Origin of the sequence: Chryseobacterium lathyri, from assembly GCF_019970085.1 — a bacterium.
Taxonomy (GTDB): Bacteria; Bacteroidota; Bacteroidia; order Flavobacteriales; family Weeksellaceae; genus Chryseobacterium; species Chryseobacterium lathyri.
The window spans coordinates 254010-274506 of sequence record NZ_JAHXYG010000006.1 but is presented as its reverse complement, the minus strand read 5'-3'; the positions used below and the strand labels follow the sequence as shown (position 1 = coordinate 274506).

Annotated in this window: 21 protein-coding genes; 10 read left to right on the top strand and 11 right to left on the bottom strand. The window is 36.4% G+C overall.

Features of this window, described 5'->3' with window-relative positions; all coding sequences use genetic code 11:
* Positions 1 to 23 precede the first annotated feature (23 nt).
* From LC418_RS19560 to LC418_RS19545, 4 genes are all read left to right on the top strand, one after another.
* Entirely contained in the window at positions 24 to 929 is a 906-nt protein-coding gene (locus LC418_RS19560) for a transcription antitermination protein NusB (protein WP_111955492.1), read from the top strand.
* A 1-nt stretch (position 930) separates the two neighbouring features.
* Positions 931 to 1437 carry a DUF1573 domain-containing protein gene (locus LC418_RS19555; protein WP_223560357.1) on the top strand — a complete coding sequence of 169 codons (507 nt, stop codon included), beginning with the start codon at positions 931 to 933 and terminating at the stop codon, positions 1435 to 1437.
* Between the two features lie 9 nt (positions 1438 to 1446).
* Positions 1447 to 1812: a preprotein translocase subunit YajC gene (yajC, locus tag LC418_RS19550; RefSeq protein ID WP_223560356.1), complete on the top strand. Its 366-nt coding sequence runs from the start codon at positions 1447 to 1449 to the stop codon at positions 1810 to 1812.
* A 353-nt stretch (positions 1813 to 2165) separates the two neighbouring features.
* On the top strand, positions 2166 to 2900 hold the full coding sequence (locus LC418_RS19545) for an SDR family NAD(P)-dependent oxidoreductase (protein ID WP_223560355.1): 735 nt from the start codon (positions 2166 to 2168) through the stop codon (positions 2898 to 2900).
* A gap of 18 nt (positions 2901 to 2918) precedes the next feature.
* Here LC418_RS19545 and LC418_RS19540 read toward each other — a convergent pair whose 3' ends face one another.
* The 8 genes from LC418_RS19540 to LC418_RS19505 all read right to left on the bottom strand — a co-directional run bounded on the left by LC418_RS19540 (position 2919) and on the right by LC418_RS19505 (position 10838).
* Complete coding sequence (locus tag LC418_RS19540; protein WP_223560354.1) at positions 2919 to 3431, bottom strand: hypothetical protein; 513 nt, start codon at positions 3429 to 3431, stop codon at positions 2919 to 2921.
* Between the two features lie 26 nt (positions 3432 to 3457).
* Entirely contained in the window at positions 3458 to 5347 is a 1890-nt protein-coding gene (gene ligD / locus LC418_RS19535) for a DNA ligase D (RefSeq protein ID WP_223560353.1), read from the bottom strand.
* A gap of 77 nt (positions 5348 to 5424) precedes the next feature.
* Positions 5425 to 6027: a DNA polymerase ligase N-terminal domain-containing protein gene (locus LC418_RS19530; protein ID WP_111955482.1), complete on the bottom strand. Its 603-nt coding sequence runs from the start codon at positions 6025 to 6027 to the stop codon at positions 5425 to 5427.
* Positions 6027 to 6812 (bottom strand): non-homologous end joining protein Ku, encoded by a 786-nt coding sequence (ku, locus tag LC418_RS19525; RefSeq protein ID WP_111955480.1) that lies wholly within the window; start codon positions 6810 to 6812, stop codon positions 6027 to 6029. The genes LC418_RS19530 and ku overlap by 1 nt, the downstream gene beginning before the upstream one ends.
* Before the next feature lie 235 nt (positions 6813 to 7047).
* The gene (locus LC418_RS19520) at positions 7048 to 7779 is read right to left on the bottom strand and encodes a carbon-nitrogen hydrolase family protein (protein WP_223560352.1); all 732 of its coding nucleotides are present in this window, start codon (positions 7777 to 7779) and stop codon (positions 7048 to 7050) included.
* Between the two features lie 32 nt (positions 7780 to 7811).
* Entirely contained in the window at positions 7812 to 8516 is a 705-nt protein-coding gene (locus LC418_RS19515) for a glutamine amidotransferase-related protein (RefSeq protein WP_223560351.1), read from the bottom strand.
* Positions 8517 to 8561: 45 nt separating this feature from the next.
* Positions 8562 to 10316, bottom strand: a complete 1755-nt coding sequence (gene aspS, locus LC418_RS19510) for an aspartate--tRNA ligase (protein ID WP_223560350.1) — start codon at positions 10314 to 10316, stop codon at positions 8562 to 8564.
* Between the two features lie 162 nt (positions 10317 to 10478).
* Positions 10479 to 10838, bottom strand: a complete 360-nt coding sequence (locus tag LC418_RS19505) for an ankyrin repeat domain-containing protein (protein WP_157963370.1) — start codon at positions 10836 to 10838, stop codon at positions 10479 to 10481.
* Between the two features lie 112 nt (positions 10839 to 10950).
* On the opposite strand from LC418_RS19505, the gene LC418_RS19500 reads away from it, so the two are divergent.
* Positions 10951 to 12345: an MATE family efflux transporter gene (locus LC418_RS19500; protein WP_223560349.1), complete on the top strand. Its 1395-nt coding sequence runs from the start codon at positions 10951 to 10953 to the stop codon at positions 12343 to 12345.
* A gap of 265 nt (positions 12346 to 12610) precedes the next feature.
* Positions 12611 to 12730 carry a 30S ribosomal protein THX gene (locus tag LC418_RS19495; protein ID WP_111955466.1) on the top strand — a complete coding sequence of 40 codons (120 nt, stop codon included), beginning with the start codon at positions 12611 to 12613 and terminating at the stop codon, positions 12728 to 12730.
* A gap of 54 nt (positions 12731 to 12784) precedes the next feature.
* Here the strand turns inward: LC418_RS19495 and LC418_RS19490 are convergent, their stop codons facing one another.
* The 3 genes from LC418_RS19490 to LC418_RS19480 form a co-directional block, all read right to left on the bottom strand.
* Positions 12785 to 13438 carry a DUF937 domain-containing protein gene (locus tag LC418_RS19490; protein WP_111955464.1) on the bottom strand — a complete coding sequence of 218 codons (654 nt, stop codon included), beginning with the start codon at positions 13436 to 13438 and terminating at the stop codon, positions 12785 to 12787.
* A gap of 81 nt (positions 13439 to 13519) precedes the next feature.
* Complete coding sequence (locus LC418_RS19485; RefSeq protein ID WP_223560348.1) at positions 13520 to 14779, bottom strand: protein O-mannosyl-transferase family; 1260 nt, start codon at positions 14777 to 14779, stop codon at positions 13520 to 13522.
* A 1-nt stretch (position 14780) separates the two neighbouring features.
* On the bottom strand, positions 14781 to 15290 hold the full coding sequence (locus tag LC418_RS19480; RefSeq protein WP_223560347.1) for a DUF2480 family protein: 510 nt from the start codon (positions 15288 to 15290) through the stop codon (positions 14781 to 14783).
* A 78-nt stretch (positions 15291 to 15368) separates the two neighbouring features.
* Here LC418_RS19480 and lpxB point away from each other — a divergent pair, with 78 nt between their 5' ends.
* The 4 genes from lpxB (at position 15369) to LC418_RS19460 (ending at position 20487) form a co-directional block, all read left to right on the top strand.
* A complete protein-coding gene (lpxB, locus tag LC418_RS19475; protein ID WP_223560346.1) occupies positions 15369 to 16472 on the top strand; it encodes a lipid-A-disaccharide synthase in 1104 nt (367 codons plus the stop codon).
* 73 nt (positions 16473 to 16545) lie between these two features.
* Positions 16546 to 17637, top strand: coding sequence for a glycoside hydrolase family 99 protein (locus LC418_RS19470; RefSeq protein WP_223560345.1), 1092 nt, complete (start codon positions 16546 to 16548; stop codon positions 17635 to 17637).
* A 249-nt stretch (positions 17638 to 17886) separates the two neighbouring features.
* A complete protein-coding gene (locus LC418_RS19465) occupies positions 17887 to 19680 on the top strand; it encodes a ComEC/Rec2 family competence protein (RefSeq protein ID WP_338075563.1) in 1794 nt (597 codons plus the stop codon).
* Positions 19681 to 19821: 141 nt separating this feature from the next.
* Positions 19822 to 20487, top strand: a complete 666-nt coding sequence (locus LC418_RS19460) for a succinate dehydrogenase cytochrome b subunit (RefSeq protein ID WP_111955452.1) — start codon at positions 19822 to 19824, stop codon at positions 20485 to 20487.
* Positions 20488 to 20497: the final 10 nt, after the last annotated feature.

Here is a 20497-nt window from a genome sequence, read left to right as displayed (position 1 = left end):
TGCACCCATAAAAAGCTCTTTGAATGTTAGGAAGACGACAAATCCGTGAAAAAGTAGTACAAACAGTGTATTCATACTATCAGAATCCTTTAAAATTTGATGTTTTAGAGAAAAACATGTTCTCTGGAATAGAGAAAATCTATAATCTCTATATCTATCAGCTTAATTTTTTGGTGGCTCTGAAAGAATTGGCAGAAACCCAGATCGAAATTGGGAAGAACAAATATCTTAAAACTGATGCTGAAATTAACCCTAACCAAAAATTTATCAATAACCAGGTCCTGATCAAGCTGGAAGAAAATCCTGAGAGATTATTTTTCACAGGTCAGCACAAGCAGTTGAAATGGGATATGCATGATGATATATTGGTAAAAACTTTTCAGAGAATTACGGCAGGAAAGCGTTATCAGGATTTCATGAAAGAAGAAGGATATTCTTTTGAAGAAGATCAGAAGTTTATCGGGAAACTGTTTTTAAGATATATTGCTGAGAATGATGACTTCCAGGAGTATCTTAGTGATAAAGAACTTTCATGGTATGATGATATTCATATCGCCAATTCAATGGTACAGAAAACGATTGGTTTCCTGAAAGAAGATGAAGAAAGCAGAACTTTAATTAAAATGATTAAAGATGAAGAGGATAAAGTTTTCGCCGGAAAACTTCTCAGAGATACCCTGAACAACTGGGAAGCTAATGAGAAAACACTAAGCGAAAGACTGGAAAACTGGGATCTGGAAAGAGTTTCTTTGATGGATAAAGTAATTTTGTCAACGGCTATTTCAGAACTGGATAATTTTCCTTTTACACCTTCAAGAGTTATTATCAATGAATATATTGAGATTGCAAAGGTATTTGCAACAGACCGTTCCAATATCTTCATTAACGGAATTTTGGATAAATATTGTAAAGATCAAAATAGAATTTAACATGAAAAAGACGTTATCAATTATCGCCTTGTCTATTATAGGCCTTGGTTTGGTTTCTTGTAAAAAAGAAAACCAGCAAGCTGCAGCCGGTGCAGAAGCTGCTAATATTACAGATTCTACAGCAGGTGCAACCAATTTAGCTCCTACCGGTTTAGCGGCAGCTCCAGCAGAAGCAGCTCCGGTTTCTAACCAGCCATTAACATCAGTTGCCCTATCTGAAAACAACTTCGATTTTGGGAAAATCAAAAAAGGAGATAAAGTAGAGCACGTTTACGAAATTACCAATACAGGAAAAAATCCTTTGGTGATCTCTGAAGTAAAACCTGGATGCGGATGTACAGCTCCTGATTTTACAAAAGAACCTATTCTTCCTGGTAAAAAAGGAAAAATCACTTTGCATTTTGATTCTTCAAGCTTTGACGGAAACGTTCAGAAGTATGCGGATGTATTTGCCAACGTAGATAAGGCTCCTATCAAATTAACGTTCACAGCGAACATTCAACCGTAATTATAAAATATGTTGACAATCTTTTTACAGGCACAGCCACAAGGATCTTCATCAATGATGCTGATCATGATGGGGGTGATGTTTGTGGGGTTTTATTTCTTAATGATAAGACCTCAGATGAGAAAACAGAAGCAGGAGAAAAGCTTTCAGGAAACTTTAAAAGTAGGAACCAGAGTGGTCCTTACTTCAGGTCTTCACGGAAGAATTGCTCAGGTTCAGGATGATGGATTCGTTATCGAAACTTTATCCGGAAAACTGAAATTTGAAAAAGCTGCTGTTTCCAGAGAATTTACTGAAGCACGTTTTGGAGATAAAGCGAAAGCTGTTGCAGACAAGACGGCGGAGAAAAAAGAAATCGATACTGAAAAGAAATAATTTTTTAGTTTGAAAATATCGCTCGGCGCGGTGAACGAAGTTCACCGCGCCGAGTTTTTATATAATCAACACAGTAAACATATGCTTATTCAGTGGCGTAGCCACATTCTTTGCTTCCCTCAAAACTATTACACATCATCTTGAAACTTTGCGTTGAAAATCTCCTACAGATCCACAGATTGTATAGATTATTCACCTAACGTTCAGATCAATTTGTTAATCCTATACATGTTAAGAATAGCTTTGCATGAAAACCGACTCAAGTGTTATCCATGAACTCATTCGTGAAATTTGCTTAAAAGTATTTCTATTCAAAATTCATGATCATAAAATCAAATAAATATCTTTGCACCATGAATCAAAATACAGGCAAAACCGTTCTCATTTTAGGCGCCAATTCAGATGTGGCTAAACAATGTATTAAGCAGTATGTTGGAAAAGGTTTTTCTGTGATCGCAGCTTCGCGGGATACTGCCTCGCTGGAAAAATTTGTGGCAGAACATCATTTAGTTCCTTCAACGGTTACCATTCTTTATTTTGATGCTGTAGATTTTGCTTCCCATCAGAAATTCTATGTTGACCTGCCGATAAAACCTCATATTGTAGTTTATGCAGCGGGCTTTCTGGTTGATAATGAAAAAGCATTGAGAGACTTCAAAGGTACCCAACAGATGATACAAGTGAATTATATAGGTGCTGTTTCTATTCTGAATATCATTTCTATGGATGAAAGCAATAAAAATTTAGAAAGGATCATTGGGCTTTCTTCACTTTCCGGAGTTAGAGGCCGAAAAAGCAACTTCGTGTATGGAAGTACAAAAGCTGCTTTCACCCAATATTTAGCAGGGTTACGACAGGAATTGGTATCAAGAAAGGTTATTGTTAATGCCCTGGTGATCGGTTATATCAGAACTAAGATCAATGAAGGTCTTCAGCTCAATGAATCTCTGATTATGGAGCCGGATTATGTGGCGAAACATATTGTCAATGCTGGGAATTCTTTTACCATTGTCCCGGATTTTAAATGGAAGATGATTTATATTATTTTGAAAATCTTGCCGGAAAGTTTAGTGGCGAAACTGCCTTAATTATTTTTTAATTTAGATTTATCCTTTAAAAATTATCAGAATATTTTGATATTGTTCTGTTTCCTCCTCACTAATTAAATAGGTAAATGGAGTTCCTAAGTCAAAATTAATGATAAGGATTTTATCTGAAATGTTATAAGAAATTTTTTTCCAAACGCTTCTGATATCATATTGCTCATTTTTAATATACAAACTCTTTTCATCAAAATATAACTCTGTAACCGGATGGTAACTTTTTAGTTCTGTAATAAATTTGTCTGTTTTAATTGAATAGTTTGCTTTACTATAAAAGAAAAAGATAATTTGTATTAAACAATATATACCAAACAGAATACCAGAAAATTTTAAGAAATCAATTCTGCTTTTATTACCAAATAAGCTGTCTAATATAAAAATTAACAATAAAGTAAATAAAAAGTATTTAATAAGATTAGGAATTTTTTTCTTCCAAGAATAGTAATAATATTTTTGAAGTTGATTTCTTGTTATATTTTCATCAAAGTTAATTAAAACTTGCAGTGAGTTTGCCATTTATGTTTTTTCGTAAAAATAGAATTTTATTCAACATCCTCCAACAATTCCAACGCCTTCATCATATCAATTCCTTTCCCCAAAACAGGTTTAAATAAATCGCCTTTTTCCTTAATTCTATCCAAAGCATTATGAATAGTAAAATCTGTCGGTTTCATACCGGGCTTCACTTCATCCCATTCCAAAGGCATCGAAACTGAGGCTCCTTCCTTGGGACGTAAACTGTAAGCACTTGCTAAAGTCTGTCCCGTCCTGTTTTGCAGATAATCCAGATATATTTTATTGTCATCCCTTTTCTGTAAGCTCCTTTCTAATGTTGTAATTTCCGGAAGCTGCGTATGAACCTGCTTCATCAAAATATGGGCAAAATCTTTCACCTGGTCAAAATCATATTTTCCGCCCATCGGAATATAGACGTGAATTCCTGTGCTTCCCGAAGTTTTGCAATATCCTTTGATTTTAACTGAATTTAAAACCTCGTTTACCTGAAGAGCCGTTTCAATGACATCATCAAATGTATTTTTCTTTGACGGATCCAGATCCAGCACCAGATAATCAGGATGTTCAAGATCGGGGAGAGCACTGTTCCAGGGATTTAAATCGATACAACCTAAATTAGTCAGGTAAGCTAACGTAGCTTTATCATTACAGTATACATAATCAATATACTTATCATTGGATTCTGAATAGACTTCCGTGGTTTTGATCCAGTCTGGCATATTGTCTCCTGCATCTTTCTGATAAAAGCCCTGTTCTTCAATGCCGTTCGGAAAACGGTTCAGAGATAATGGGCGGTTTTTCAAATAAGGAAGAATATATTCCGCGACCGATTGGTAATATTCTATAACATCACCTTTTGTAATGCCATCTTTCGGAAAATAAATTTTATCCTGATTAGTCAGTTTTACTGTATGTCTGTTTAAAGTAATCTCCTTTTCTTTTTCAGTAGGTTTAGTACTTTTCTTAGGGGCAGCTTTAGCTTTCATTTTTTTAGGATTTTCATGAATTGGACTTATTTTATTGATTGAATCACTGATTTCTTCAGGATTTTTATCCTCACGGAGGGCGACAAAAACAGGATGCCGGTAAATGCCGTCTTTGGTAATTTCAGAGAATTTGATTTCACAGACCAATTCTGGTTTTGTCCAGGTTACGGGCATATTTGTTTTAGGCTTTTTTTCAAACGGGGAAGTTTTTACAGTCAATTCTTTTAACCTTTCATACATCTGGCTTAAGGATTCTTTATTAAAACCTGTTCCCGTATGTCCGCAATACACCAGCTTTTCATCCATGTATTTTCCAAGGATCAATGCTCCGAAACTTTTCCTGGATCCTCTGGGTTCCGTAAATCCACAAATAATGGCTTCCTCTGTATTGGTGAATTTTATTTTAAGCCAGTCATTCGTTCTGTGATTTTCGGTATATAAACTGGCGGCTTTTTTTGCAATCATTCCTTCTAACTGCATTTTCTTCATTTGGTTGAAAAAAGCAATGCCTTTTTCGGGAATATGATCGCAATATTTGATAACATCAGTTTCAACTAAAGCTTCTTTTAAAAGCTCTTTCCTCTGTAAAAGCGGAAGTTCTTCTGTAGAATGGCCATTCAACCACAGAAGATCAAATACCTGGTAGGTTAAAGCAAGGTTGGGATTGTCACCAATTTGCTGTAAGAGTTGGAAACTGGGTTTTCCATGTTCATCATAGGCTACAATTTCTCCGTCGAGAATCATTTGATACTTTTGGTGCTCAAAATCTTTTGTAACTTTTTCAAACTTTGATAAGAAAGAAATTCCGTTCCGGGAATAAAACAGAGGAGATTTATCACTGAGATCAGCAATTGCTCTGTATCCGTCCCATTTTATTTCAAAAACCCAATCTTCATTATCAAAAGCATTTTCAAACGATTTAGCCAGCATAGGTCTGATAAAGTTCTCTAGCTTTTTTTCGTCGACCAAAGCATTAAACCGTTGAAATTTTGGCTTGCTTTCAGAAGTTATGACTTCTTTTTGCTGTTTTTTAGGCTTTTTTTTTCCTCTAAAAATTTTGTTACCGCAGAGTTTTTAGACGTATTTTCTTCTGCATCATAATTTTCTTCTGCAAATTCATCTTTATGCTTAATTAAAAGCCATGCGTTATTTTCGGCATTTTTCATTTTAACTAAGGCAAATTCGCCTTTCAGTTTTTTTCCGTGCAAAATAAATTTTATTGAGCCGGCTTTTAGCTCTTTCAACAATTCTTTTTCGTCGGAAAGTTTGCTCGTATCGTCTAACGGCTCATACGTTCCGCTGTCCCAGACCTCCACCTGTCCGGCTCCATAATTTCCTTCGGGAATGTTGCCTTCAAAATCTTTGTAATCGTAAGGATGATCCTCAACTTCCATGGCCAGACGTTTGTCTTTTGGATCCAGTGACGGGCCTTTTGGAACTGCCCAACTTTTCAGAACGCCTTCCATTTCTAACCGGAAATCATAATGCAGGCGGGATGCGGCGTGCCTTTGAACTACAAAAATAAGCTTGTCTTTACTCTTTTTTGTTTTTCCTTTAGGTTCGCTTGTTTCATCGAATCTTCGTTTTTCGTTGTAATCTTTCAGAGCCATTATGATGCGTTTTTAGATTTGGAACTTTGCAAGCTGGCTTTCAGTTGGGCCATAAGGTCTATTACCTTACCTTCTTTTGCAGGTTCTGCTTTTTTAGCTTTTACTCCTTTACCTTTAGCTTTCTGCTTAATGATTTTCAGCAAAGATTCGGAATAAGTGTCCTCGTACATTTCGGGATCAAACTCTTGTGAAAGCTGTTCAATGAGGCTTACTGCCATTTTTAATTCGGCAGGTTTCGGAGCTTTTTTGGCCGGGATTTTTAAATCTTTATAATCCCTGATTTCCTGAGCGAACCGCAGGCGGTTTAGAACCAAAACCTCATCATTATAAGGCCGGATCATTCCGATGGCTTCGCTTTCACGAAGAACAAAAGTTCCTACACCCACCATTTTTGTTTGTGATAAAGCTTTTAATAGAAGCCTGTAAGCATTTTCTCCATTTTTTTGAGGTTCAAGAAAATAAGGATTTTCAAAATAAACGCTGTCAACTTCAACTTCTTTTACGAATTGATCTATAGAAAGTATTTTGCTTTTTTCGGGGCTTGCTGCTTCATAATCTTCATCTTCGAGAATAATGTATTGATCATCCAGAAGATAACCTTTTACAATGTTTTCCCACTTGACTTCTTTGCCTGTTTTTTCATTGACTCTTTTGAATTTGATATTCGAAAAATCAGATTTATCGAGCATATCCAAATCCAGTTTGCTGGTTTCTGTGGCGGAGTAGATTTTAACAGGAATATTGACTAAACCGAATCCAATGGCGCCGTTCCAAATTGCTTTCATTGTCTTACGTTTTTAAAAATCAATCAATTAACATGCCGTGGAACCATGATGTGGTACATTTTACAGGCTCTGTTACCAAATGTCAGCGGGTTGTAAGGCTCGTTTCTGTATCCTTATATTTCTCCAAAATAATGTTCCTGTACCTATCTTTCTACCGGACAGGGACCAGGTATGAATGTAAAAGAATTAGAGTTTGTGAAATTAACAATGTGGAGAATTCTCCACATTGTTAATATTAATTGATGTAAATTTCCTCTATCTGATTATTTTCCGTGTTTAAAATCAGAAGTCCTTCATTCTCACGATTGAGCTGTCCCAGTAAACTTCCGTTATTATTCCATACAGAAGATTTTCCGGCACATTCATAGCCGCCTGATTCTCCGGTAAAATTTGCCATTAAAACATGCATGTGATATTTTTTAGCAATATCGGAAAGTTTAACAAGATCGTCGCCGATGCCATTTACAGAATTAAGAACGCTGGCAGTATATACATTCGATCCGGCCTCATAAGCTTCCTGGGAATGTTTTGGATCAGATAAGTCATAGCATATGGCTAATGAGATCTTATTCTGCAATATATTCAGCTGACAGAAACTTTCACTTCGTGAAAAAACACCTGTCTCCGTTGAAAAAAGATTACGTTTTGAATAAATATCTCTTGTTTTTCCCGGCTGGAATATGATAGAACTGATAAATAATTTACCATCTGCTTTCGTAGGCATTCCGACGGTAATGGTGATGTTATTTTCATCTGCCATTTTCTGAAAAACGTCTAAAACAGGATCTTCATAATGAATTGAGAGCTGTTCCGCCAATTCAGTTTCATAGCCGGTAACTGAAAGTTCAGGGAAGATGACCAGATCAACATTCTGATCAGATGCGGCTTTGATTAATATTTTGTGATTTTCAATATTTTTAGGAATATCTCCCTTTACAGGATTAATTTGGGCTGCTGCGATTTTCATTTTTTTCTCATTACAAGTGGTTATTTACTCATTTAAACCCGAGCCAGAGATTTTTTCACAAACTCTACAATCATGGGGTTGGGTTCATTTTCTGTAGAAGTAAGTGCCGGTTGAAATAATGTTCCTACAAAAAAAGGATGGGACTGTATTTCAAATGAACGGTAATTCCCATCTTCAGAAATTGAAGTTAAAGACAAGCCTCTGTCCTTTAAAATATTAACGTATTTTTCATTGATGCCGTAACTGCAATTATACTTGCCTATAATCGTATCCTGGTTAATTGTTCGATAAAGAAAACTGTTTTTATCAATAATTTTAAGATTTTCCTGTTCTCCTTTTAACGAACATGAAAGTTTTTTTATCAATGAATCTTTTGCATCCGGATTTGTTTCTTCATGATCTGCATTCTCAATATGACATACATTTCTGGCAAATTCAATAATCATATGCTGAAATCCTCCACAATTACCAAAAGTGGGAATATTATTCTCACGGGTAAACTGTATGGCATTCAGTACATTTTCCATATCCCGGTATGGGCTTCCCGGAGCAATCCATAATCCTAAGTACTTATGTTTTTCAAACACAGTTTTAGCATCGAAAATATCAGTGGCAATCCAATCAAACTGAATTTCACGATTTAGTTTTTTCTGAACGCTTCTTGTAGTATCATTGAGTGCATGAAGTGTGAAATGATTGGGGTTGAAGTCTCCCAGAATAGCAATTTTTGGTATCATAAGTGTATATTAATAAAAAAGCGGAGAAAAATCTCCGCTCTAAATTTATGCTTTTAAATTCAATTGTAATTCTAATTCATCGAGCTGTTCATCAGCAATCGCAGCCGGTGCATCAATCATCACGTCGCGTCCTGAATTATTTTTAGGGAATGCGATATAGTCTCTGATGACTTCGTTTCCGTCAAGAATAGCTACCAAACGGTCAAATCCGAAAGCCAAACCACCGTGAGGCGGAGCTCCGTATTTGAAGGCATTCATTAAGAATCCGAACTGAGCTTCTGCCTCTTCTTTTGAGAATCCTAAAAGATCAAACATTTTAGACTGAAGATCTTTGTCAAAAATTCTGATAGAACCGCCTCCGATCTCGTTTCCGTTCAGAACCATATCATAGGCATTCGCTCTCGCTTTGCCCGGATCTGTTTCCAGTAAATGGATATCTTCCGGTTTAGGAGATGTGAAGGGGTGGTGCATCGCATGATAGCGTCCACTTTCTTCGTCAAATTCCAGTAATGGGAAGTCAACTACCCAAAGCGGGGCAAATACATTTCCTTTTCTTAATCCCAGACGGTTTCCAAGCTCCATTCTCAAAGCAGAAAGCTGTGCTCTTACCTTATTCTCGTTTCCGGATAGGATCAGCATTAGGTCACCTTCTTTAGCTCCAAATTTATCAATGATCTTAGCTAGGTCTTCTTCATTGTAGAACTTATTGACAGAAGATGTTTTTACACCATCATTCTGGAATTTAGCCCATACCATTCCCGAAGCTCCGATCTGTGGACGTTTTACCCAATCAACAAGTTCATCGATCTGCTTTCTTGTATAGTCAGCACATCCTTCAACATTAATTCCTACAACCAATTCAGCATCATCAAATATTTTAAAATCTTTTCCTTTTACCAGTTCGTTAAGTTCCACGAATTCCATTCCGAAACGGATATCCGGTTTGTCGTTTCCGTATTTTCTCATCGCATCTGCGAAGGTCATTCTTGGGAAATCTCCGAATTCCTGTCCTGTAACGTCTTTAATCAGCGTTTTTGTCATTCCTTCAAAGACATTCATGATATCTTCCTGTTCTACAAAAGCCATTTCGCAGTCGATTTGGGTAAATTCCGGCTGTCTGTCCGCTCTTAAATCTTCATCACGGAAACATTTTACAATCTGGAAATATTTATCCATTCCGCCTACCATCAGAAGCTGCTTGAATGTCTGTGGCGATTGTGGAAGTGCATAAAACTGACCCGGGTTCATTCTGCTTGGAACCACGAAGTCTCTTGCCCCCTCCGGAGTAGATTTAATTAAAACCGGGGTTTCCACTTCAATAAATCCTTCGTCTGAAAGATAATTTCTTACCTTCTGCGCCATTTTGTGACGGAAGATCAGTTTATCTCTTACCGGAGCTCTTCTGATATCCAGATAACGGTATTTCATTCTTAATTCTTCTCCTCCGTCTGTTTCATCTTCAATAGTGAAAGGTGGAAGCTGGGATTCATTAAGAACTTCTAATTTTTCAACTAAAATTTCAATCTCTCCTGTTGGAATATTGGGGTTTTTGCTTACTCTTTCAATTACTTTTCCTGTAACCTGAATCACGAATTCACGTCCCAATTTTTTTGCATTTTCCATCAATTCCGCTGTAGATCGGTCCTGATCAAAAACCAGTTGAGTAATTCCGTAACGATCTCGAAGATCTATCCAAATCATAAATCCTTTGTCACGGATAGTCTGTACCCATCCGGAAAGTGTAACTTCTTCATTAAGATTTTTCAGAGATAATTCTCCGTTCGTGTGTGATCGAAACATAATTATTTGTTTAAGGTTCAATGTTTAAGACATATGGTTTGGCTTTCAGATCATGAAGTTTTCTACCATAATTTTCGGATGCAAAGATAAGATTTTTGCAGGTTCTATAAACAAAAAAAACTTCCTTTCGGAAGTCTTGTATATTATTTGAGGGCTTTTTAATTAATTATTAGCAGCACCTTTTTGTATCAATAGCTGTACAGTTTCTTCTTTGTTTCCTAATTTAGCTAAAGCAAGAGGCGTTTTTCCGTTACATTCTTTATTAATATCTGCCTGGTTGTCCAAAAGGAATTTGACAATATTATTTCTACCGTAAAGCGAGCTGAAGCCTAATGCGCTGAAAGTCTCATCTTTAAGTGGAAAGCATTTGTTGTAATCTGCTTTTGTGAAATTCTTTTTAAATGAAGCAACATTATCAGATTGAATAGACTGCATCTGAGCTTTGCTGAGTGTCTGAGCAGAAAGCATATTGGCAGACGCTGAAATTACAAGTAGAAAAGCAGTAGAGATTATTTTTTTCATAAGATTCATTTTAAGAATATACAAATCTAAATTATTTTTTTGATATGGGTAACTAATTTTTTATAAGAATTGAATTTGTATTTTTGGAAATCAGATAATTATTGATTAGAAAATGACAAAATATATAGACTTTTTGAAAAGAGCCTTTAGTGGAGAAGAAGTAGATTATACCAAAATAACGATAAGAAGTGCTGTGCTTTTACTGGCAGTTCCTATGATGCTGGAAATGGCCATGGAGTCGGTTTTTGCCTTAGTTGATCTGTACTTTGTGGGACATTTGAAAGAAAGCGGTTATGCCATCCAGAGTGTTGGTTTAACGGAATCCGTACTTTCTGTAATGTATTCTATTGCCATAGGAATGAGTATGGCTGCCACTGCTTTGGTAGCGAGGAGAATCGGGGAGAAGAACCCGGAGCAGGCTTCCAGAAGTGCGGCACAGGTTTTATTGGTTTCATTTGTTATCACTTTCATTCTTAGTTTATTCGGAGTCATTTATGCTGAGGAAATTCTGATTCTGATGGGTTCAAAGCCTGAAGCTGCGGCTTATGGAAAAGATTTCACAAGAATAATGATGGGCAGCAGCGTAATTATTATGCTTCTGTTTTTGATCAACGGGATCTTCAGGGGAGCAGGAAATGCAGCTATTGCCATGAAATCTCTTTGGATCGCCAATATTGTGAACATTATTCTCTGTCCTGTTCTTATTAGAGGTTTTGGGCCTGTTCCTGCGATGGGACTTACCGGAGCTGCTTTGGCGACTACGATAGGCAGAAGTGTTGGGGTAATTTACCAGCTGTATCATCTTTTGGTTGCTGATACTCAGATCCGTATTTCGCTTTCTTATTTCAGCCCTGATTTTAAGCAGATCAAATCTATTGTGAAGATTGCAACTCCGGGAATTTTTCAGTTTGTAATTGCCTCATGCAGTTGGATCTTTCTTGCCCAACTGGTTGCCACTACGGGAGGAGAAAATGCTTCTGCAGGCTATCAGACGGCTTTGAGGCTGATGATGTTTTTTATGCTTCCTGCCTGGGGACTGAGCAATGCAGCTTCTACACTGGTTGGACAGAATATGGGAGCTAACGAAATGCTGAGAGCAGAACAGTCCGTGATGAAAACCGTGAAATATAATGTAATCTTTATGCTGGCTGTAAGTCTCATATTTTTCCTACTTGGAGATTTTCTTGTAGGATTTTTCACACAGGAAACAGAGATTAAAGATTTTGCCAAAAACGCATTACACATTATGAGTGTCGGGTTTATTTTCTACGGAATCGGGATGGTGCTTATCAACGCTTTTAACGGAGCAGGAGATACCTGGACTCCCACTTGGGTAAATTTTTTCGGTTTCTGGTTGTTTCAGATCCCGCTGGCCTATTTTCTTTCCAAACATTTCGGGATGGGACCAAAAGGAGTATTCATCTCTATTCCTGTTGCAGAAACTTTGATTACTATTGTTGCTTTCATTTTGTTTAAAAAAGGAAAGTGGAAGATGGTGAAAGTGTGATCGAAAATGAAGCTGGAAGAGGGAGGGTGGAAGTTAGCGGAAGTCCTGCTATCCTTGTCAAGGTTTCAAACCTTGACAAGGATTTCCAAGTGCAAAAATTAATAAAACTGTTTTTTAAATTTCCGTTTCTGGCCTCAATAACTTCCATCTTCCAGCCTCAGGCTTCCTTTCTTTTGTCTCGATTTTATAAAAATTTTAACAGCCTTAATTTTTTGATGTATACCATATTTTCTAATTTAGTATTTACCAATAAATATTTATCACTATGGGAAAAGGAGACAAAAAATCAAGAAGAGGAAAGATCAATGCAGGAAGTTATGGCAAAAGAAGACCCAGAAAGGCTTCCAAGCCAGTTGCTTCTTCTGAAGCTAAAGCAAAGAGCTGAAAATAAAAAGGCTGAAGATTTAGTCTTCAGCCTTTTTCAATATACAAAATTAAATTATTTTCCTCCTAAAAGGTTCCCAAGGATATTTCCTAATCCACCTCCTTGCTGTTGCTGTCCGCCACCGCCAAGTACGCTTCCTAAGATATCGTTAAGCGGGTTTCCCCCGGACTGAGCCTGACCACCCCCTAAAACACTTCCCAAAATGTCATTCAAAGGGCTGGATTGCTGTGCCTGAGCCTGATTAGATGCATTCCCAAGAATTCCGCCTAAAAGGTCTCCTAAACCTCCGGCTCCTACATTGTTTTGCTGTTTCTCTTTACCGATATATCCCATAATTACCGGAGCAAGCATCGCTAAGATAGGTCCGATTTTATCAATTGAGATCCCTGTATTCTGAGAAAGCTGGTTTTCTACAGTGCTTTTTTGTCCGCCAAAAACATGATCAAGGATAGATCCTCCTTCAGCCTGTCTGGCTTCTGCTTGTGAAGCATCGTCAAGAATACTTCCGTCGTGGTCTTTATCTAATGCACTATTTAAAGCTTCTGCTTCGTTAGCGTCCTGCGATTTGTTTCTAAGGTAAGAAATAACCAAAGGTGCAGCTACTGCCAATAGGGCAATAATCTGATTTTTGCTGATTCCGAATTTGTTTTCTGCCTGTTCAGCAACCTGATTGCTGGTGCTGCCTGTAAGTAGGTCGATTAAACTCATGTTTGTGTTTATTTTAAATATTAAGTAAATCAAAGATATCAAAAAATGTGATTCACGAAATTTTTTGCCTCACAATTATTGTTAAAGTTTTTTGATCTCCTCTTCCGTATATCCTTTACTTTTTAGCAGTTCTATATATTCCATAGCACTCAGGGTCATCCAATTAATAGGCTCCGGAGCTGTCTTTTTATCAATAGTAAATTCCAGAATACCGGCATTGTCATTCATCCAGGGAAGTATATAATAATTCAGGCCGCCTTTATACTTTTTGAAGCTATGAAATGCTTGTCCTTTTTCTGTCTGGAAAACAGCTTTATAAGTAAGCAGATATCCTATAGGAATAAGCAGGCAGGCCCATGATACTTTTTTGAGAGCAGCATATTTCGGGTGCGACAGTCCGTATCCCACAGACAGGGCAAAAATAATATTGAAAGGAAGAAAGAAAACATAATTATCCGAAACTGCATAAAAAGTAGAAAAGCCATACACACACAGAGATCCTGCAAAAAAGACAAAGAACATTTTTCTGTTAGATTTGTATAGAAATACAGCACCCATTACTCCGAAAAAAGTAAATAGATTGAAATTGTAGATGAGGTAAGCGAAAGACTGGAAAAAATCTTTAACATACTGCAAAGAGGTTTTGCTGAAAGATTCTTCTACCCAGTTTCCCTGATCCGAACTATATGGCGATTTGAAAGAAAGCCCTTGAGACATATTCAGAATAAATAATGAAGCAAACAGCAGTACAAACGCCAGCAGTGAAGAATAGAAATATTTTTTTTCACCTTTAAAATAAAAAAGGAAAAGCAGAAAAGCAGGAATCAGTAAAATATTCTGGATATGTACCCAAAGACTGATGCCTAGAAATATACCTGCCCATACAATATATTGTTTTTTGTTTTCTATAAAAGTCTTGATCATCGAGAAGAAAAAAAGACTTATCCATAAGGTGTTGTACGTATATACTTCTACAATCTCTGCATTTCGCCAGAATGAGAAGCTGAAACCAAAAACAAAAGCTGCTGTGAGAGAAACCCATTCTGTTTTCGTAATACTTTTAACAGTAAGATAGATCACGGAAACGGTTGCGGCTCCGGAAAAAACTACCAATAAACGGCTTGCCTCGATTGCATTAAGACCGGTGATATTTTTAATTAAAATGACCGTATTAATATATAAAAAATGAGTAGTAGCCGTAGCAGTTGTCATGAATTTACCTTTTTCGGCATCCAGCACAAAACCAACACAGTCTGCAAAAGGAATTTTTGTAAAACTCCCGGAATAATAAATTACCAGAAAAATAAAGAACAAAAATAAGGCGGATAAATATTTCCTCATGTTAATTCTTTACAATAGGAACATTGGAACAGGCTTCACCGAACATGAGGGATTTAACCATTGGTTTCAGTTGTTCAACCAGCTCTATATATGCATTTTCAGGGATTTCTTTATCAGAGCAACCTTTTACAAGCACTCTCTTACCTCTCATATCTTCAAAATCATAAGTCTGGATAGCATTGTGCATCAGGATCACTTCCAGATCCTCACGGTCTCCGAAGACGATTTTTTTAGCAACATCTGTAAGCTTGGCGGTTAATACAAAATAAGCCCACAGCGGAACAATAGTATCCACAGAATTGTAAATATATATATAAGCATCTTTATACTCCTCAATATCGATTGTCTCTACCTTTTCCCTGAAATCTTTTTCCTTCAGAATCAGTTCCTGGAAAAGGAAATCTTTAAGGTCAATACCCTTTCTTATTCCCTTAGGAACCAGAGTAGATAGGTCGAAATTCACAAGGCCGCTTTCAGCAACTTTATTTCGGATTTCAAATTCTTCTGACATTTTTTATCATTATCTTTGGACAAATTTACAAATTAAGATCAAGTAAACCTTAATTTGTTCTCTATCCTTACTATAGAAATGAAGTATTATATTATTGCAGGAGAAGCGTCCGGTGATCTGCATGGAAGCAACTTAATGAAAGCCCTTAAACAGAAAGATCCGCAGGCAGAAATACGTTTCTGGGGTGGCGATCTTATGAAAGCTCAGGGAGGAACATTGGTAAAACATTACCGTGATCTGGCATTTATGGGTTTTCTGGAAGTCGCGATGAATTTAAGAACCATCCTCAACAATATCAAATTCTGTAAAGAAGATATCAGAAAAAACAAACCCGATATTCTTATTCTGGTTGATTATCCGGGATTTAATTTAAGAATTGCAAAATTTGCAAAGGAGCTCGGGATAAAAGTGGTCTATTATATTTCTCCGCAACTCTGGGCCTGGAAAGAAGGCAGAGTAGAGATCATTAAAAAATATGTAGACGAAATGATGGTCATTCTCCCTTTTGAAGAGGATTTTTATAAAGGGCATGGTGTTCATTCCCACTTTGTAGGACATCCGCTCCTTGATGCAATAGCTGGCCTGAATGATATCAGTGTTGAAGAATTTAAAAAGGAAAACGGGCTTAACGAAAAAGAAATCATTGCACTCCTTCCCGGTTCCAGGAAACAGGAAGTGGAAAAAATGCTTGAAATTATGCTTTCCGTGAGACCGTATTTCAAAAATTACCAGTTTGTCATTGCCGGTGCACCAAGCCTTCCGAAAGAATTCTATCAAAAATATGTGGATGATAATGTTCATTTTGTTTCCAACAGGACATATGATCTGCTGAGATGCTCGAAAGCAGCTTTGGTAACTTCGGGAACAGCTACTTTAGAAACAGCTTTGCTTAATGTTCCGGAGGTAGTCTGCTATCGTGGAAGTAAAATTTCTTACGCCATTGCCAAAAGACTCGTTAAAAACATTAAATATATTTCCCTGGTCAATCTGATCATGGACAGAGAAGTTGTGAAGGAGCTGATCCAAACCGACCTGAATACCAAAAACCTTGTGGAAGAGCTCAATAAAATGATAGAAGGTGAAAAAAGAAACCAGGTTCTGGCAGATTACAGTCTTTTAAGAAAAAAGCTTGGCGGAAAAGGAGCCAGTGAAAAAGCTGCTGAGGTAATTTTAAGCATTTAATTTACTCTTTCTGAATGGTCAAGGCTTCTAAGATCATCTGTGCTGAATAATTTTTAGATTTAAATTTTTATCAATGAATTTTTTTAAAAACTTTCTGGTATTCATTTTATTGACTTGCATTTCACTGAAAAGTTTTGCTCAAAACAGCAAATCCCGGGATAAGGTCCAGATCTTCTATTATGGATGGTACGGAAATCCTGAAGTGGATGGAAAGTATTCTCATTGGAATCATGATATCTTGCCCCACTGGAACAATCCAAAATGGAACAACCTGGGAAATCACAAAGGAGGAGACGATATTGGTGCTAATTTCTATCCTGCCCTGGGTAATTACAGTTCCAATGATCCGGCAATCATTAAAAAACACATGAAAATGATCCGGGAAGCCGGAGTTGGGGTGGTTGTTTTAAGTTGGCTGGGAAAAGATTCGTTTGTTGATAAAAGTATTACCCAATATCTGGATATAGCAGACCAATTTAACTTAAAGGTTGCTTTTCACATAGAGCCGTTTTACAAAAATATAACAGAACTTAGAGAACAGCTTTCTTATCTGGTGGAGACCTATTCCCACCATCATGCCTTTTATAAAAAAGATGGAAAGCCATTGTACTATGTTTACGATAGCTATAAAATTTCACCGTCAGAATGGTCCGAGCTCCTGTCTGAAAACGGAAGTAAAACAGTCCGGAAAACAGAATTGGATGGACTTTACATAGGATTATGGGTTGAAAAAGAACATTCAGATTTTTTTGAAGAATCCGGTTTTGATGGTTTTTATACCTATTTTGCCAGCGACGGTTTTGTTTTCGGAAGCACAACTTCCAATTGGAGCTATCTTTCCCAATTTGCAAAAGACCACCATCTTATTTTTATTCCGTGCGTAGGTCCGGGTTATTCCGATACCAGAATAAGACCATGGAATGAAGCCAATTTCAAAAGCAGAGAAAGCGGAAAGTATTATGAAAGAATGTTTGATGCAGCCGCCAAAGTAAATCCGGATTTTATCGGGATCACTTCTTTCAACGAATGGCATGAAGGAACACAGATAGAACCTGCAATTCCTAAAAAATCCGGAGATTTCAAATATGAAGATTATGGAAAAGATTCCTTGTTCTATATAAAAGAAACTAAACGCCTGACAGACCGGTTTTTAAGCGGTAAATAATTCGGTGAATAACCTTTTATAAGACTATTTTATTTACCAAAGAAAATATTGCGTTAAAAATTTTAATAAATTGCTACAGTATGTAGCTTTTTAATACAAAGCTATCTTTAACAGATGGCTTTTACTTTTTCATTTAAAACCAGATTTTATAATAAATAATCAAGCCGTATATTATTCATTTAATGGGAAGTAATCATTCAGTTCTGCAAAATCTGTGTTATTTAATAATCAAATAAATTAATTACTTTTTTGATTGTAAATATACATGGTTTGAAAAAGCAGCCACTTCTCATTTTGTCTATCTGTTTTATCCTCGGAATTTTTTTTCAGGATAAAGTGCTGTTGGATAAAACTATAATTTATATAGTTTCAGCATGCTGTTTATCAATTTTCCTTTTGTGTTTTTTGAATTCTTATTTTCTGCATAAAACAAGAGCGATACTGCTGGGATTGATATTTTTCGGAACCGGAATAATTCTTCATTTTTTCAATACCTTTTCGTCCGATGATCTTTCAGTTCCTCAAAACACAACAGTATTCTTTAAGATCTCCAAAAAACTGAATTCTACAGATAAAAATAAAAAATATGAAGCTGTTATTCGTGCTGGAAAAGAAAATTTTAATGCCGTTGTCTATATCCCGAAAATAAGTAAAGAACTTGATTTTGAGCACTATTATAAGGCTGATGCTTACCTATCGAAACCAAAGCCACCAAAGCATGATTTTCAGTTTGATTATGCAAAGTATTTAAAAAGGAAAAATATTGAGTATCAGTGTTATATTTCCAAAAATATTTCTTCGGCAGAGAGATCAGATTTAAATCCAAATGAACGAATTCAGCAGCGCAGATTAGAAATACTCCAGAAGATCGACAGCGTTGAAATGTCTTCCAGAACCCGGGAATTTCTAAAAGGGATTATTCTGGCAGACAGAACAGAAATGGATTCCGGGACAGTAGAGGATTTCAACAGGTCCGGAATGGTTCATTTATTGGCTATTTCAGGAACACATATTGTCGTTATTTTTGGGATGATCTATTTTTTATTGACACGGTTCAGTCCTTTACGATTCAGAAAATATGCAGTGATTTCCAGTATCTTTTTTATTTGGTTGTTTGCTGCATTTATCGGTTTCGGAAATTCTGTAATACGGTCGTGCATTATGCTGACGGTATATTTTGTCTATGTCCTTCTCCAGAGAAAACCGGATCTGCTTCACTCCCTTTCTTTATCAGCAATAATTATTTTAGTTGTTGATACACAGCAGCTTTTCGATGTCGGTTTTCAGCTCAGCTTTCTGGCTGTGTTGGGGATTTTTTGGCTGAACCAGCCAGTATTGAAATATTTTCCCCGGCAAAATGGTTATTTTAAAAAATTAATCTACAATACCATTACCATTTCTCTTTCCGCACAACTGGCGACACTTCCGCTGGTTCTCTATTACTTTCACCAATTTTCGTTGGTTTCTGTTCCTGCTAATATTGTGATCGTTCCGTTTTCAGAGATATTGATCATATTTTCTTTTTTGATGACGGTTCTCGTGGGATTAAAGATCGATTTTACTTGGATCAATTTTGTATATGATGGATCTATCCAGCTTTTATTGAACCTTATCCACTGGTTTTCAGAAAGGGATATGCTATTTTATTCCAATATAGCGATGAATATTGCTGAAGTAGTATCCTTATCCTTGATCGTTTATGTGTTGAGACCATTACTTTTAAATATCAATCTTAAAAATTTAATCAGGGTGGCAGGGATGATTTTAGCTTTTTTTATAATCAGAACTGGGTTTACTATTTTTGAAAATCAGAAAGAAGAAATACTGCTTCATGATTTTAATAAAACTAAAGTATTATCAGTGAAGAAAGGAAGTAGGGCTTGCTTTTGGATGACAAAAAATTCGGATAAAAAGAAAATTTTAAAATTTATAGCCGGCCCTTACTGCTCTTCAAGACGTATTCAGACTATGGAAATAAAAACCTTTCCCGGAATAGCAGAAAAGGTAGTTTATAATGGCAAAATTTATGATTTGAAAAAATAAACAGTACTTTTCATTTTTCCCTTTAAATAATGTGCTAGATTCTTATTTAGAAAGATTACAAACTGTCTAATTGTGAGATTTCTCACTTTTTGATATAGTTAACATTTCTTAATTTTGTGGGAAATTCAAATTTAAACTTATATGGCAGGTTTAACGAGTTCTACGATAGGTAGAAAATATGCGATGGCATTATCAGCTCTATTTTTGCTGATCTTTCTTATACTGCATTTGACGACCAATTTGTTATCAGTCCTGAATCGTGATGCGTTCAATACAGCATCTGATTTTATGGGCTATAATCCTTTTGTGCAGTTCTTAATGCAGCCTATTCTTGGTTTTGCGGTTTTTTTCCATTTCATTATGGGATTTGTACTGGAGATTAAGAATAGAAATGCGCGTCCTGTAAAGTACGCAGCAAACAATCCTTCTGTGAACTCATCATGGATGTCCAGAAATATGATTATTTCCGGAGCAGTGGTGTTGGCTTTCTTAGCGCTTCACTTTTACGATTTTTGGTGGCATGAGATCGATTACAAGTATGTAGAAGGGATTGCTCCTGATGCAGAACGTTTCTGGCCGGAGCTTCACGAGAAGTTTGCGGATATCTGGAGAGTAGCTTTGTATGTAATTGCTTTTGTATTATTGGGATTACACCTTGCACACGGTTTCCAGTCTTCATTCCAGTCAATTGGGGCGAGACATCCAAAATATACTCCGGTAATCAAGGCTTTCGGAAAATGGTATTCAATCCTTATTCCTGCAGGGTTTATTTTTATCGCAATTTTTCACTTTGTAACTCAATCATAATATCAGTATA

Coding starts and splice junctions, on each gene's coding strand:
- LC418_RS19560 (WP_111955492.1), top strand. CDS start 24: ATGTTAGGAAGACGACAAATCCGTGAAAAAGTAGTACAAACAGTGTAT.
- LC418_RS19555 (WP_223560357.1), top strand. CDS start 931: ATGAAAAAGACGTTATCAATTATCGCCTTGTCTATTATAGGCCTTGGT.
- yajC (WP_223560356.1), top strand. CDS start 1,447: ATGTTGACAATCTTTTTACAGGCACAGCCACAAGGATCTTCATCAATG.
- LC418_RS19545 (WP_223560355.1), top strand. CDS start 2,166: ATGAATCAAAATACAGGCAAAACCGTTCTCATTTTAGGCGCCAATTCA.
- LC418_RS19540 (WP_223560354.1), bottom strand. CDS start 3,431: ATGGCAAACTCACTGCAAGTTTTAATTAACTTTGATGAAAATATAACA.
- ligD (WP_223560353.1), bottom strand. CDS start 5,347: ATGCTGGCTAAATCGTTTGAAAATGCTTTTGATAATGAAGATTGGGTT.
- LC418_RS19530 (WP_111955482.1), bottom strand. CDS start 6,027: ATGGCTCTGAAAGATTACAACGAAAAACGAAGATTCGATGAAACAAGC.
- ku (WP_111955480.1), bottom strand. CDS start 6,812: ATGAAAGCAATTTGGAACGGCGCCATTGGATTCGGTTTAGTCAATATT.
- LC418_RS19520 (WP_223560352.1), bottom strand. CDS start 7,779: ATGAAAATCGCAGCAGCCCAAATTAATCCTGTAAAGGGAGATATTCCT.
- LC418_RS19515 (WP_223560351.1), bottom strand. CDS start 8,516: ATGATACCAAAAATTGCTATTCTGGGAGACTTCAACCCCAATCATTTC.
- aspS (WP_223560350.1), bottom strand. CDS start 10,316: ATGTTTCGATCACACACGAACGGAGAATTATCTCTGAAAAATCTTAAT.
- LC418_RS19505 (WP_157963370.1), bottom strand. CDS start 10,838: ATGAAAAAAATAATCTCTACTGCTTTTCTACTTGTAATTTCAGCGTCT.
- LC418_RS19500 (WP_223560349.1), top strand. CDS start 10,951: ATGACAAAATATATAGACTTTTTGAAAAGAGCCTTTAGTGGAGAAGAA.
- LC418_RS19495 (WP_111955466.1), top strand. CDS start 12,611: ATGGGAAAAGGAGACAAAAAATCAAGAAGAGGAAAGATCAATGCAGGA.
- LC418_RS19490 (WP_111955464.1), bottom strand. CDS start 13,438: ATGAGTTTAATCGACCTACTTACAGGCAGCACCAGCAATCAGGTTGCT.
- LC418_RS19485 (WP_223560348.1), bottom strand. CDS start 14,779: ATGAGGAAATATTTATCCGCCTTATTTTTGTTCTTTATTTTTCTGGTA.
- LC418_RS19480 (WP_223560347.1), bottom strand. CDS start 15,290: ATGTCAGAAGAATTTGAAATCCGAAATAAAGTTGCTGAAAGCGGCCTT.
- lpxB (WP_223560346.1), top strand. CDS start 15,369: ATGAAGTATTATATTATTGCAGGAGAAGCGTCCGGTGATCTGCATGGA.
- LC418_RS19470 (WP_223560345.1), top strand. CDS start 16,546: ATGAATTTTTTTAAAAACTTTCTGGTATTCATTTTATTGACTTGCATT.
- LC418_RS19460 (WP_111955452.1), top strand. CDS start 19,822: ATGGCAGGTTTAACGAGTTCTACGATAGGTAGAAAATATGCGATGGCA.